The sequence below is a fragment of the Fulvimarina manganoxydans genome, assembly GCF_900176465.1.
In the GTDB taxonomy this organism is placed as follows: domain Bacteria; phylum Pseudomonadota; class Alphaproteobacteria; order Rhizobiales; family Rhizobiaceae; genus Fulvimarina; species Fulvimarina manganoxydans.
On sequence record NZ_FWXR01000023.1, the window covers coordinates 13,791 to 25,886 of the forward strand.

The window sequence follows — 12,096 nt, forward strand, 5'->3', positions numbered from 1 at the left end:
GCGGCGCTTCGCGATGTCGGCAACCCACACCGGGCACGTGTGGAAGCGCCCGCCTTGCATAGCCCTGCCTGTCAAGAAAGGCGCGGCGGCATGACGGCCCGCCGCCGGCCGCCTATCGCGGCGAACGACAATCAGATGACGGGCGCGACGGTACGGACGCCTACTGAGCATCGCGCCGCGGTCGCAGCTGCGGGCACCGCCACGCGCTGGGCGGCCCGGTGGCCGACACGCGCGCGGCTGGTGCGGGCGAAGCGGCTCGACCTCCTTGAAGCGCTCGACGCGTATGTTGACGTGATGGCCGTCGGTTCGTGCCTTGGCGCCGGCCCCGAGGGTCAGCAATACATGGCGGATTTGGGAGCAGATCACATCTGGGAGGTGAGGCCCACCCTGTCCGAGATAATGGCAGCCGCGGCAATGCCAGCGCCCGAACCGCCGGCCGGGGCCGCGGTCATGACGCGGGGCGATTTGCAACTGCATATCTCAAACGGCGGGGTTACAATTCACGTTGGAGGCCTGAGGTTCGACGACCGGCTACGGCTCGTCCGGTATCGCGACGCGCGTGGCCTTTATCGCGATGTCGCAGACCGGCCCCGCCGGCCGAAAGGGGCGACGCCCGCTGAGCGCGATCCCGCGACGGTGCGGTTTCTATTGCCAGCCAACAGCAACACACCCATCGCGGCCGGCGCGGATTTCCTTGGTGGGCTTGTCAGGCCAAAGGGCAACACGACACCGGCGGCTTGCCACCACGAAGCCGTTGCCGTCGCCGACGGGCCCTCGGTGCGGGCCGACATCCGCGCCAGGATGTTGCCAGCCGATCTCGAAACCCTTGACCTTGCAATCACCGATGCAACGGCGGCGCAAATCGGGCAGGCGGCAGGATATAAGCCCGGCAAATCTTCTGAAAGGGCAGGCGCGCGGCTCGTAGACGACGCCCTGATTCGCTTCGCGGAAATTCTCGCAGCCGATGATGCCGCCACGGTGCCCCCGCCCGTCGCCGCCAACGTATACTAATGAGGGAAGCGAAAACCGCGATGGCGCAGGTGCGGCCTTCCCCGTCATGTGTGGTTATCGGTGCCCGGCCGCTTCGTGCGGTCGGGTCTTTTTCGTGCCGAACCACACCCGAAAAAATCACATCCGTCACATGGGAGGCGCTTTTGGTTGATTGGTGGCGGGAGCGCATCTTCACAACCGACGAAATCGCGGGGACGGCCGGTATCGGCACTGCGGCGTTGCGCATGATTGTCCATCGTCACGGCGGCGACGCTTTTAGCGAGCGGCGCGGGCTTCGGCGGTTCTTTTCGGCCCGCGACGTGTCGGTACTTAGAACGGCCCGCGCATTGTCGCCCGCGATCCCAATGGCGGAAGCTTTGCCGATCGCATTCGCCCACCATCGCATGCCACCGCGCCGCGGCTTGTTCATCGTCGTGGCCGACGGCGCGGTCACGTCGATGGATGCCGATGGCGCGGCCCGTGCCGCAATTGAATGCGGGGCGCTTGTCGTGCCGGTTGGGCGCTTCGCGGCCGATGTCGTGGACGCGTGCCGGCCGCTGTTCGACGCGGCCGTGGCCGCTTAGGGATAGGGACGGAGGCCGAATGATACGCTTCACCGTCGTCGGCAACGGCATGGCAAAGCTGGAAGAGGCCGCGCACATCCTGGGCAACAAGCGGAAGCCGCGCGTAGCCTACAGCCGGGCGATCAATCACGAAGGCAAGAAGGCAGGCACTGCCGCAGGTCGGGCGCTGTCGGACCAAACGGGCTTGCCGAAGTCTACCGGGCGCCGTGCGGTACGGCGCAATGTCGACCGATCGACGCCGGAGACGCTAACGTACACGATCCATGGAAGCGGTGGCGAGGTCAGCCTTAAGTATTTCAAACCACGCGAAACGAAGAAGGGCGTCAGCGCCGCGCCATGGGGCGCACGGCAAATCTACCCGTCGACATTCATGAAAGCCGGGTGGTGGCCGAAGCGCGTTGAGAAGCCGAATTGGAACCGTCAGACATTTTCCCGCAAAGGTGACGGGCACACCTATAACGCGGTGAAGTCGAACCCCTTCGTTATATCGGGACAGATGAAGCGTATCCGTACCGGCACCGCTTTTGTGAAGCAGAAATCAGGGCTCTTCATTCCCATGGAAATGGTGCGCGGCGCGACGGCCAAGGCGTTCCGTGATGGCGCGCGTGGCTTGGAGGCGCGCGTTGATCACGAGGTGCGGCGCATGACGAAGGGTGTCGTAAGCTAACCCCTGGGTTAGGTTCTCATCCCCCATCGGAAGTAGTGCGGGGGCTAGCGCCCCAGATTTCACCCGATTTCAAAATTTTCAAAGCAACTTTGCTTGTCCCGTTGACGGCGCCCGAACCCCGGCGCCACAGGGCGCAGAGCGATGCCGGGCCCGAAATCCACCCCCTGGGTTAGGTTCTGATCCCGCATCGAACGTAGCGCGGGGGAAAGGCCCCCGTCTCCGGCCAGTTGCAGCCCAAAAAATCACATCAACAGGTGCGGTTACCCGTCGCCAACCCTTTTGCGGACGGGTTTCGTCAACGCATTCAACGCCGTTGACGAAGTTGACTTGTTGACGCGCCACGACGCGATGGGCGTAAGCGCGCGCCCTCCCCTCAAGATTGGAAATTCTATGCCCGAAACGGCGTGCGTGGTGCGGCGATGCTGCGATCACGGTCCCCCAAACAAAGTGTTCGTGGAAACTACTGGTGATCAAAACAACCGTGGGCCTGAGCTATCGTCCGGTGCGGTCGTTGAGACGCTGGCAACAGTGCCCACCGCGAGTTGGCAAGACGCACTGCATGAAGCCGGGCACGGTGTCATTGGACATGCTTGCGGGCGACATATCGAAAGCATAACCGCCGCAGCACAACCGCACGTTCGATGGGCGCCCGGCCATTACGACAACCTGTCATTATTCCGAATAGCTGTCAGCTTTTCCGGCCAGATAGGCGAGATGTCCGACCGTCGTTTCTACCGAACGGTTTCCGAAGAGGTCGAAGCGGATTTCATTGATCGCGCCTTGGAAGGAAAAGTCGGGCGCTGCGACCTGTGCCAGATGGCGCTCGCCGCCTGGCTCACCGCTGGCCAAGAAGCCACGCGGGACAAGGCTATCGCCGCATTTCGGCAGGGGCAATCGATAGCAATCGAGATCGCGACGATGTCCCGATATCGCGCGGCAATCCATCGGCTGGCACGTGCCCTAATGGAAGAAGAAACCATCGAAGGCAGCCGCGCCCACGAAATTATCGCCGAAACGATCAGGTTCGGCGACATGGTGTGCGAAGAAGAGGAAATCCCCAATGCTTGCAAAGCTTAAAGCCCTGCTGAAGTCCGACACGACCGCGGACATCACCGCCGCAATGGCGACGATCGATCTAACCGCTTTGCGCGCGGCGCTTGAAGCCGCCAATGCGGAACGCACCAAGCTGTTGCTGGCAGGCAGCGATGCGGAAATCCGAAGGGCAGAGGCGGAAATTGAAGCGTGCCGCCTTGCGCTGGATCGGGGTGAAGCGATCCGCGCCGAACTTGAGACGCGGTTGGCGCAGGCGAAGGAGCGGGAAGCGGAAGCGGGCATCCGCGCCGAGCATGCGGAGATCACCGCAAAACGCGACGCGATCGTGGCACGCATCAAGACCGAATATCCAAAGGCCGCCGCGACAATCATTTCCATTATCGAAGATGATCGCGGCCTAGCGGCTGCGCTTTCTAAAATCAATGATCGCGCCTACGCCGGAGACCTATCTAAATATGGATTAGGACTTATCAAAACTCCGTCGGATTTTGTTTGGGGCGACCAGTACCTTCCAAACGTCTTCTTCGATGGCCACACTTCCTTGCTTCCCACCGATAGCACGCCCGCGGTTGGTATTGCTGCACGTATGCCGAGGAACTACTAATGACCACCACCGAACGCGTCCCCGCCCCGAAGTTTGGGCGGGCGGCGTCTATTAGCCCGGCTTCGTACGACGAAGCGGAAAACAGCGTCGAAGTCATCTGGACGACGGGCGCTTCGGTGCGCCGTCGCGACTGGCGCACGGGCAATTATTACAACGAAATCTTGGACGTTTCGCCCGGTGCGGTGCGGCTTGAACGCCTGAACGGCGGCGCGCCGTTGCTTGATACGCATCAGGATAGCGAATGTCGGAATGTTATCGGCACGGTGGTGCCGGGCAGCGCGGTGCTGCGCGATGGCAAGGGCTACGCGCGTGTGGCGCTGTCCCCGGCGCCGGACGACGCAAGCGTAGTGGGCAAAATCCGGGCCGGCATCATCCGCAACATTAGCGTGGGCTACGTCATCCATGCCGTCGAAAAGACGGTGAAGGACGACGGCAGCGACGAAGATTGGCGGGTTGTTGATTGGGAGCCGCACGAAATCAGTGCGGTGCCTATCCCCGCCGATGCCGGCAGTCATATCCGTGGCGCCGATAATGATGGTGGTTCGGTGGTGGTTATCACCGACCCGATCGCCGCGGCATGCCGCGCGCGAATGCAGGCTTTGCAGAACGCTTTACCGGCGATCGACATCGTCCCGATGGGCGCCGACACAATGATTGCACGCGCCCGCGCCTTCGGTGCCGATCCCGAGCGTATCCCCGACACGATGGCGCGCATCTTGGAAACCGCCCTAGCCGCGGTTGCGGAAGCGGGTGGCGATCCGATCGAAGCGGCAAATCTTGCCTACGGCGCATTGCCGCGGACCCTCGACTTTGGCGCGAACGAACGCGGCGCGGCGTACGGCGCGGCTTTCGTATTGGCGGCGCGATAACGGATTGCTGGCGGGAAAGTGGGGATGACGATGGACATCGTGAGACAAGCAGATGACGAATGGGAAGAGCGCGAGGAGATATTCGAGCGCCTTCGACAGATAGCGGATGAGGCACCGGCGCTAGAGACGCCGGCCACGGCCGCGGCCACGCCAGAACCCACGCCAACACCGGCAACGCCCAGGATCGTGGTGACCTATGCTGGGCGACCCGCGCCCTTCATTGTTCACTTGGAAAATCCGCTGATTGTCGACGGCAAAGTCGTCGAAACCATTGCAATCCAGCCGCCGGCTTTCGGTGACACGCAAGCGGTGCGGGCACGTGTGATGACGCGACATGAAATGATCGCCAAACAGGCCGGCATCGACGCGCAGGTGTTGGACGCCCTGCGCTCGCCCGATGACGAGCGCGTCGTTGGCGCCGCCCTTCTGATGGCGCAGGAGGCATAAGCAATGGCGCGCCTGAAATCGGAACTGCTTCTGACGCTGAAGGACCACGTCACCGGCCCGGCGCGCGGCGTCGAAGGGTCGATGGCGCGTCTTCGTCGAAATGCGCGCATGGCCGAAATGGGCTTCAATCGGAGCCATTCGGCCGTCGACCGCCTCGGCGGTGGATTAGCCTATTTGGGGCGTGGCGCCGTAGCGGCCGCCGCGCCCTTGGCCGCCGGCCTTGGCGCCCATGCCGCCACGCGCGAAGCGATCGACTTCGAGTCGGCGCTGTCGGGCATCCAGCAAAAAGCCGGGGCAACCGACGCCGAGATGCAGAACGTCCGGCGGCAGATCGCCGGGCTCGCCGATGACAAAACGCTTGGCGCCTCGCTCGACGACATCGTGGGCGGCTTTGAGCGCGCGGCCGCCGCCGGTGTGCCAATCAACGAACTTGGTCAATTCGTCCGGGTCGTCGCAAAGGCGGCGCCGGCGTTGGACATGACCGGCGAAGCGCTGGGCAACACACTTTCACAGCTTGAAGGCGCTTCGCTTATCACGCGGGACGGCTCGCAGCGCTTCCTCGACTTGGTCAACGCCCTCGAAGATGCCGGCACGTCGAACGCTTCCGACATTCTCGACTTCATGAAAAGGGCCGGCGCGGGCGCCAAGATTATGGGCTTCGCTGCGGAAGAGACCGCCGCCCTTGGCGGTGCGATGGTCGATCTTGGCATCAACAGCGCCGAGGCCGGAACGGCCGTCAACGCAATCACGACGAAGCTGACGTCGCCCAAAGGGCTCTCAAAGAAGGGGCAAGCGGCGCTGAAGGGTCTGTACGGCTCGACGGAAGCTTGGACGGAGCTTGTCCAAGAAGACACCGACGCCGCCTTCGTGGACCTTCTAGAGCGGATGCGGGACCTGGACGACGAGGCGCGCGGACAGGTAGCGCTCGATATATTCGGCCTGGAACATGCCGATATCGTTCAACGCCTCATCGAAGGGCTGGACAAGATCAAGGACCGGCTGCGTCTGGCGAAAGACGAAAGCCAATGGCTCGGCAATCTGGATCGCACCGCCGCCCTGAAGATGAAGACGACGGAGGCCCAATTAGGGGTGATCCAGCGGCGCCTTCAAATGCTGGCAATCAACGCCGGCGACATTGCGCTGCCCGGCATCAATGCGGCCCTGGAAGCTGCCAATGGTCTGTTCGATACGTGGGATCGGATGGGCAACCCCTTCGAGCATTTGCAGGCCGGCGCCGAGGGCTTCGCTCAAGGGCTCGGTTTTGAGAACCTGAATTCGATGCTCGACAAGATAAGCACGAAATTCTCGGCGATCCTCGGCATCGGCGACGGGCAACAGAACAACCTCACCCAGACGATGCAAGGATGGCGCACACTTGGCGAAGACCTGCGCGGCATCTTCGAGACGCTGGAAAAGGAGGTGACCCACGTCGAGCTGGGCCTGCTTCGCGTCCTTGAAGTCGGATACCGGGCCAACTTCCTCAAAGGCCTCTTCAAGACCGACGACGAGCAGAAGGCGTATCTCGACTACCTGGACAAGCGCCAAGCGGAGCTTGTTGATCGTATCGGCGAAATTCGACGCTCGCAGGAAGGCCGGCGCGTCGTCGATGAAGCGGAAGCGAAAGCGCTGCTGCCGTCGCGGGCGGAGGCCGACCGCGCGTCCATGGATACGGCTCGCCAATTCGGGATGCTGCCAAAGGCGCCGGAAGCCTCCACGGCGACGGTCGCGCCAACCGCATCCCCGGCACGCTTCCGGCCAACGCTGCCCGACCGGCGGTTCTCGGCAACGGAAAGCGTGGGCATCGCGCTGCGGCCGGCTGATCGGCCTGGCCCGGCCCCCGTCGTGCCGCCGGCCACCACGTCGGCACCGGCGGCGCCCGTTGCGCCGGTGGAAGTGCCGGTCGCGCCGAAAATCGACCGCGCCGCGCTGGAAGCGCAAATCCGCGAAATCGACCAGCGGTTGGGTGAGCTTTCGTCAGCCGCGCGCGAGATCAAGTCCTATGGGGCAGCTAGTGGTGCGGCGACGTCGATGGGTCAGATCGCCGACGAAATGCAGCGGCTGATGCAGCGCCGCGACGAATTGGACGCGAAGTTGCAAACGCCATTGGCGTCTATATCCGTGCCGCCGGTGGACACGGGCGAAATGGACATGGCGCAGGCCAAGGCCACACAGACGGGTGGCGCCATTGCGGCGGCGCTAAGCGTCACGGCACGGCCCGTGGTGCAGACGGACAGCATCGCGTCGGCGCTAAGCCAGGTCCGGGCGCTGGCCGCCGAATTGCAACGGTTGCCGGGCTTAGCGGGCAACGCCGCGGACGCGGTGCGCGTGGCCCGCGCCGACTATAGCGGCTTACACGCCGACCTTTCACGCGCAGGTGAGTAAAATGGCTTGGAAAACTGAATGGGCCGTCATGGTCAACGGCACCGATGTGTCGTCAAACATGCGCCCATACCTGATGTCGGTGGAAGTGCAGGACAAGGACGGCACGGCCAGCGACACCTGCGCGCTGGCATTCGACGACAGCGATGGGCAATGCGCTTTACCGGCGCGTGACGCCATCGTTGAAGTCTACTTGGACGGCGCGCCCATCTTTGAAGGCAAGGTGGATAGCACCCCTTGGCGCTTCTCGCGCGGCGGTGGGAGGGTCTTGTCCATCAGCGCCAAAGGCTTCGACACGCGCGGCAAGGCGAAGGCGGGCCAGCAATGGCACTTGGACGACGCCACGCTTGAAGATGCTTTGGGGAAGGCGGCCGAGAAGGCGGGCTTTAGCGTGGTCGTCGACCCGGCGTTTGCCGCCATCAAACGAACATACTGGGCGCCCGACGGTGCGTCGTTTCTGGCATGGGGCGAGAAATTGGCCCGCGCACACGGCGCGACGTTCAAGATGCGCGGCACGCAAGCCGTGTTCGCGAAGCGCGGCAACGGCGCGGCCGTAACGGGCGCCGCCCTGCCGGTTGTCGTCGGCATTGTCGGGCAAAACGTCATTTCGGTGGACCTCGACCCCACCAAGGGGCGACCCGTCTTCAAGCAAAAGCGTGTCCGATATTTCGACCGCGCCAAAGCGCAATTTATGGAAAAGGTGGTCGATATCGAGGCAGTCGATGTGTCCGACGCCGTTGATACACAGCGCTGGCTGGCCGCCGACGAGGACCATGCGCAGGCAATGGCCGAAGGCCAAAAGTCGGATGCCGAGCGCGAGGCGGCGGTGGGCAGCGTAGGGCTTACGCTGATGGTCACCGCACAGGCCGAAGGGACATTCGTATTGGCAGGCGCACGCCCCGGCATTGACGGCACGTACCGCATTACCGGCGTCACGCACCGTGCCGACCGCGGCGGCGGGGCAACCACCGTGCTGCAGCTGGCGCAGCCGCAAGGCGAAGTCGGCAAGGACAGCCGGGTGGCGGCTTAAGGCCTCACCATTTCGCTTTGAGTCGAAAGCAGGTCAGTGTAATGCGAGCCCAAAACTGCATAAGCAGTTTCGATCTAGGTCCGCGACCCTACCTATACGCCTACTTAATCCACAATGGGCTATTGCGGATGAAGGCGCATTGGATTCAACTGCAATCGGGGAAACAGGAGGCGAACATGGTGCCGAACGCAACATTCGCGACTAAAACACAACTCAGTGAAATGGCTCTTGAAGCGGCGATCGAGCTTGAGCGCCCGCGTCAGCGTGGGCCTCACTTTGACAAGTTGGGTGAGTTTCTTGAAACGATCCACCGTCAATTAGCCGAAGAAGATGGGTCTGTTTTCCTGCGCGAAGAGGGTTTTTACAACGCTTATCGATACGCATTGTCCGCAGACGGTGCAAATGTGCATGCCGATCGGAAGACCGTATTGCAGAAGCTCATTCAACTCACGCAGGAGGATATAAGAGGTGACAGCCCCTCTTTGAACGATCTTAAGTCCTTCTGCTTGCATGTCCATGAAGCACTTGCTACCGATCTGTTAGAGGAGCATGAAGGATTCATACTTTCAGATGGACGTTGATCAGAATCTTAACATTACATTTGTCGAGACAAAGTTAGTTCGCCTTAAGGGGAGGATCAACGAACTCCTCGAGGAGTCACTTCCGTATTCAGATAGTAAATCCGCGGCCGAAACACTTTTAGCTCGTGTCGATAGACAAATAGCGCGAGCACGTGATTCGCATGGATTTAGCCCTGCATTGCGAGAACAAGTAGGCCTGCAGGCCCTACTTCTTTTACAGCGCGTGACGCACATCTTAGGAATACTATCTCGATCAAGTGTGACGAGAAATGCACTTGAGCTATACGAGCCGTTCCGGATAATTTGCACAAAGTTTTTCAAAATTGATGTTTCAATTATACTTTCTTCCGAATGGAATTTCATTCCATTTACCTATCCTATGGTGCTTGACGATCTGCCAAATTGTATAATTATTGGTCTTCCCGCATCTGAGTCAGATAATATACTAATTTTCCCCGCGGCCGCTCATGAACTTGGGCATACTCTTTGGTTGCATAATCAGCTTGGTTCGGTGTACGCGCAGCGAATCAGAATCGAGGCTGAAGCGATAGTCACAGCCGATGCTAACGCGGTGTCCGCTAGCTTTCCCGTATTGCCCGACAATGATCTCTTTCGCAAAGCAGCATCTGAGCAACTTGTTTCGGAAGTTGCGCATTTCGCAATGAAGCAAATTGAAGAGATGTTTTGTGACTACATTGGTCTCTTTATGTTTGGCCGAAGTTATTTGCTCGCATTCGAATACCTAATCGCGCCTGGATTAAAGGATAGAACCGTTGGCACTTACCCAACGACCTATGATCGTGCGAAAATGCTGAATGAAGAGGCGGCAAATCATGATTGCTCAATCGTCGACTACGAGAACCATTTTGTAAGGAAGCAGAATATCAATCCCATTAACGAATTTAAATACAAAGCAGCGGATCGATTGCGGAATCAGTTCATTCCCGATATTATCCGTACTGCTCACGATATTATAAGCGACGCCGGAATATCGATTCCAAACAGCGAGAAAGTGGAGGCGGCAAAGAAATTCTTTGCTGTCGGCATGCCTGTTTCTAATGGGTTTTCAATTGGTGAAATGGTGTCAGCCGCTTGGGCACTCTTCAACGATATGGAATTTACGCCACTAACCGGCTCAATGCACGATAAAACGAATCACCTCTCGGACCTCGTTTTTAAATCAGTTGAAGTACAAGAATTCCAGGGGTGGCGAAAAGATGCTTAGCAAATCCGAAATTATCAAGCTCATTAAAAAAGGCGAAACAGACCCTTCTGAGGGAATCGGAGTAGTGCCTTCACCACTGTCATCCGAGCAAGCACAAATTGGTCCCGGGTCACTTGATCTACGCCTCGGCCGTTGGTTTCTTGTCCTACAGCAATCAAAGCGAAGCGTCATCGATCTCCGTGAACAATCGAACGCGGAGACTGGCGACCGTGACGGGAAGTACTATTATGTACCCTTTGGCGCAAAATTTGTAATTCATCCCAACAGGTTTGTACTCGGCGTAACGCTTGAGTGGCTTCGAATGCCCAAAACCGTTGGTGGATACATCCTTGGCAAGTCATCTCTGGGCCGGCGCGGTCTGATTATCGAGACTGCAGCTGGTATACAGCCAGGCTTTTCTGGTTGTCTAACTCTGGAGCTTTTCAACTGCGGCGAAGTACCTATCAGCATCGAGCCGGGCATGCTGATAAGCCAAGTCTTTTTCCACAAAGTCGACGGTGAACCCATGCTCGCAGACTCCCACCATCACGGGCGCAGAAGGCCAGTGTTTGGCGTTTACAGGTATGACACCAAGGCGAAGGCCCAGCCTGCGTCTCTAATTTAGCAACCTGATAGCGTACCGCCCCTAACGCATAATCTGCGCCAGTTCTTTCTGTGCTTCGGCGCGCCGGGCGTCAATGAAGGCGGCCAGGTCGTCGATGTGGACGCCCAGCGCCGCCTTTTGGCTATCGTCGGCCCGCAACACGGGTAGGGGGAAGTCGCCGGCTAGCAAGCGCCGTTTGAAGACGTCGCGGGACAGATGGGCGAACAGGCTTTCGCGCACCGCTTCAAGCGGCACGACGGCCGCACCGTGTTGCGCCAGCAACGCCGTAACGGTCGTGCTTGGCGGCGTGTCTGGCGCGGGTGATGCCGGGCGGGCTGGTCTAGGCATGGGTGGGGTCCTTACGTCGTGGGATGGGGCGGCACGCAATGGCCACCCCCAATTTGTCATTAGGCCGCATGCTTGCGCGGCGTGGCGTCCCCATTGGGTCCGAAATAATATTCGAATTGTTTGGCGTCGATACCGCCCGCCGTGCACAGATAGTCGCGCAGGCTTTCAACGAGCCGTTCGATCATCGCGCGATCTTCGCTGTCTGGGTCGTCCGCAACACGTTCAACGGCACCATAAAGGGCGCCCAATTGGAACAACGCTGTATGTGCGTCGGAGGCGGTGTGCGTGCTGATCTCTTCTTCCAGCAGCGTGAGACGATCGCAGGCGGCGGCGCAGCTGGTGAAGTCACGGCGCGCGTCGGCGGCGCGCCAGGCAGCAAGCGTAACAGTCGCGAACTCAGTTATGAGGCGGGGGGTAATGTTTTGCATGGGTAATTTCTCTCGTTGATGTCGGCTTTGCAGGGCCGCGGAGGCTCCACCTCCGGATACCAGCGGGACCGGCGCTGGCGCCGGGAGTCTGCAAACACGTCAACGAAAAACGTGCGCCACGGCCTTCACCCGAAGGCTATTTTATCTCGATCAACCGGGGAGCTACCCCTTGACCGTGCCGTGGCACTCCCGGCATAGTGATGCCGTTCGCGCACACGACCACGTGGCACGTTCATTGCGCACTTGGGCCGGCAAGCCTTTGTGCAGCAGTCACGGTGATGCCGTAGCCCCGGCAAGGGCACGCCATC

14 protein-coding genes are annotated in these 12,096 nt (G+C 60.3%); 12 read left to right on the plus strand and 2 right to left on the minus strand.

Going from position 1 to position 12,096, the window contains the following annotated elements; all coding sequences use genetic code 11:
* Window positions 1–90: 90 nt before the first annotated feature.
* The 12 genes from B9A15_RS18785 to dcd all read left to right on the plus strand — a co-directional run bounded on the left by B9A15_RS18785 (window position 91) and on the right by dcd (window position 11,033).
* Entirely contained in the window at window positions 91–1,011 is a 921-nt protein-coding gene (locus B9A15_RS18785; protein WP_084412075.1) for a hypothetical protein, read from the plus strand.
* A 20-nt stretch (window positions 1,012–1,031) separates the two neighbouring features.
* Window positions 1,032–1,574 (plus strand): hypothetical protein, encoded by a 543-nt coding sequence (locus B9A15_RS18790; RefSeq protein ID WP_139798488.1) that lies wholly within the window; start codon window positions 1,032–1,034, stop codon window positions 1,572–1,574.
* Between the two features lie 19 nt (window positions 1,575–1,593).
* Window positions 1,594–2,241: a hypothetical protein gene (locus B9A15_RS18795; RefSeq protein WP_084412077.1), complete on the plus strand. Its 648-nt coding sequence runs from the start codon at window positions 1,594–1,596 to the stop codon at window positions 2,239–2,241.
* A 390-nt stretch (window positions 2,242–2,631) separates the two neighbouring features.
* Complete coding sequence (locus B9A15_RS22665) at window positions 2,632–3,318, plus strand: hypothetical protein (RefSeq protein WP_139798489.1); 687 nt, start codon at window positions 2,632–2,634, stop codon at window positions 3,316–3,318.
* A complete protein-coding gene (locus B9A15_RS18805; protein ID WP_084412079.1) occupies window positions 3,302–3,898 on the plus strand; it encodes an efflux RND transporter periplasmic adaptor subunit in 597 nt (198 codons plus the stop codon). Before B9A15_RS22665 ends, B9A15_RS18805 begins: the two co-directional genes overlap by 17 nt.
* On the plus strand, window positions 3,898–4,767 hold the full coding sequence (locus B9A15_RS18810; RefSeq protein ID WP_084412080.1) for an HK97 family phage prohead protease: 870 nt from the start codon (window positions 3,898–3,900) through the stop codon (window positions 4,765–4,767). Before B9A15_RS18805 ends, B9A15_RS18810 begins: the two co-directional genes overlap by 1 nt.
* 24 nt (window positions 4,768–4,791) lie before the next feature.
* Entirely contained in the window at window positions 4,792–5,214 is a 423-nt protein-coding gene (locus B9A15_RS18815) for a hypothetical protein (RefSeq protein WP_084412081.1), read from the plus strand.
* A 3-nt stretch (window positions 5,215–5,217) separates the two neighbouring features.
* On the plus strand, window positions 5,218–7,596 hold the full coding sequence (locus tag B9A15_RS18820) for a phage tail tape measure protein (protein WP_084412082.1): 2,379 nt from the start codon (window positions 5,218–5,220) through the stop codon (window positions 7,594–7,596).
* Between the two features lies 1 nt (window position 7,597).
* Window positions 7,598–8,623, plus strand: coding sequence for a phage late control D family protein (locus tag B9A15_RS18825; protein WP_139798490.1), 1,026 nt, complete (start codon window positions 7,598–7,600; stop codon window positions 8,621–8,623).
* 176 nt (window positions 8,624–8,799) lie between these two features.
* A complete protein-coding gene (locus B9A15_RS18830) occupies window positions 8,800–9,204 on the plus strand; it encodes a hypothetical protein (RefSeq protein ID WP_139798491.1) in 405 nt (134 codons plus the stop codon).
* The gene (locus B9A15_RS22670) at window positions 9,194–10,429 is read left to right on the plus strand and encodes an ImmA/IrrE family metallo-endopeptidase (protein WP_139798492.1); all 1,236 of its coding nucleotides are present in this window, start codon (window positions 9,194–9,196) and stop codon (window positions 10,427–10,429) included. The genes B9A15_RS18830 and B9A15_RS22670 overlap by 11 nt, the downstream gene beginning before the upstream one ends.
* Window positions 10,422–11,033, plus strand: a complete 612-nt coding sequence (gene dcd / locus B9A15_RS18840; protein ID WP_084412086.1) for a dCTP deaminase — start codon at window positions 10,422–10,424, stop codon at window positions 11,031–11,033. Before B9A15_RS22670 ends, dcd begins: the two co-directional genes overlap by 8 nt.
* Window positions 11,034–11,054: 21 nt before the next feature.
* On the opposite strand, the gene B9A15_RS18845 is transcribed toward dcd, so the two are convergent.
* Window positions 11,055–11,360: a pyocin activator PrtN family protein gene (locus tag B9A15_RS18845; protein ID WP_084412087.1), complete on the minus strand. Its 306-nt coding sequence runs from the start codon at window positions 11,358–11,360 to the stop codon at window positions 11,055–11,057.
* 59 nt (window positions 11,361–11,419) lie between these two features.
* Window positions 11,420–11,788, minus strand: a complete 369-nt coding sequence (locus B9A15_RS18850; RefSeq protein WP_084412088.1) for a hypothetical protein — start codon at window positions 11,786–11,788, stop codon at window positions 11,420–11,422.
* Window positions 11,789–12,096 lie beyond the last annotated feature (308 nt).

Bases quoted from the DNA above. Each gene is read 5' to 3' on its own strand.
- B9A15_RS18815 (WP_084412081.1), top strand. From the start codon at position 4,792: ATGACGATGGACATCGTGAGACAAGCAGATGACGAATGGGAAGAGCGC.
- B9A15_RS18830 (WP_139798491.1), top strand. From the start codon at position 8,800: ATGGTGCCGAACGCAACATTCGCGACTAAAACACAACTCAGTGAAATG.
- B9A15_RS22665 (WP_139798489.1), top strand. From the start codon at position 2,632: ATGCCCGAAACGGCGTGCGTGGTGCGGCGATGCTGCGATCACGGTCCC.
- B9A15_RS18820 (WP_084412082.1), top strand. From the start codon at position 5,218: ATGGCGCGCCTGAAATCGGAACTGCTTCTGACGCTGAAGGACCACGTC.
- B9A15_RS18790 (WP_139798488.1), top strand. From the start codon at position 1,032: ATGGCGCAGGTGCGGCCTTCCCCGTCATGTGTGGTTATCGGTGCCCGG.
- B9A15_RS18825 (WP_139798490.1), top strand. From the start codon at position 7,598: ATGGCTTGGAAAACTGAATGGGCCGTCATGGTCAACGGCACCGATGTG.
- B9A15_RS22670 (WP_139798492.1), top strand. From the start codon at position 9,194: ATGGACGTTGATCAGAATCTTAACATTACATTTGTCGAGACAAAGTTA.
- B9A15_RS18850 (WP_084412088.1), bottom strand. From the start codon at position 11,788: ATGCAAAACATTACCCCCCGCCTCATAACTGAGTTCGCGACTGTTACG.
- B9A15_RS18845 (WP_084412087.1), bottom strand. From the start codon at position 11,360: ATGCCTAGACCAGCCCGCCCGGCATCACCCGCGCCAGACACGCCGCCA.
- B9A15_RS18785 (WP_084412075.1), top strand. From the start codon at position 91: ATGACGGCCCGCCGCCGGCCGCCTATCGCGGCGAACGACAATCAGATG.
- dcd (WP_084412086.1), top strand. From the start codon at position 10,422: ATGCTTAGCAAATCCGAAATTATCAAGCTCATTAAAAAAGGCGAAACA.
- B9A15_RS18795 (WP_084412077.1), top strand. From the start codon at position 1,594: ATGATACGCTTCACCGTCGTCGGCAACGGCATGGCAAAGCTGGAAGAG.
- B9A15_RS18810 (WP_084412080.1), top strand. From the start codon at position 3,898: ATGACCACCACCGAACGCGTCCCCGCCCCGAAGTTTGGGCGGGCGGCG.
- B9A15_RS18805 (WP_084412079.1), top strand. From the start codon at position 3,302: ATGCTTGCAAAGCTTAAAGCCCTGCTGAAGTCCGACACGACCGCGGAC.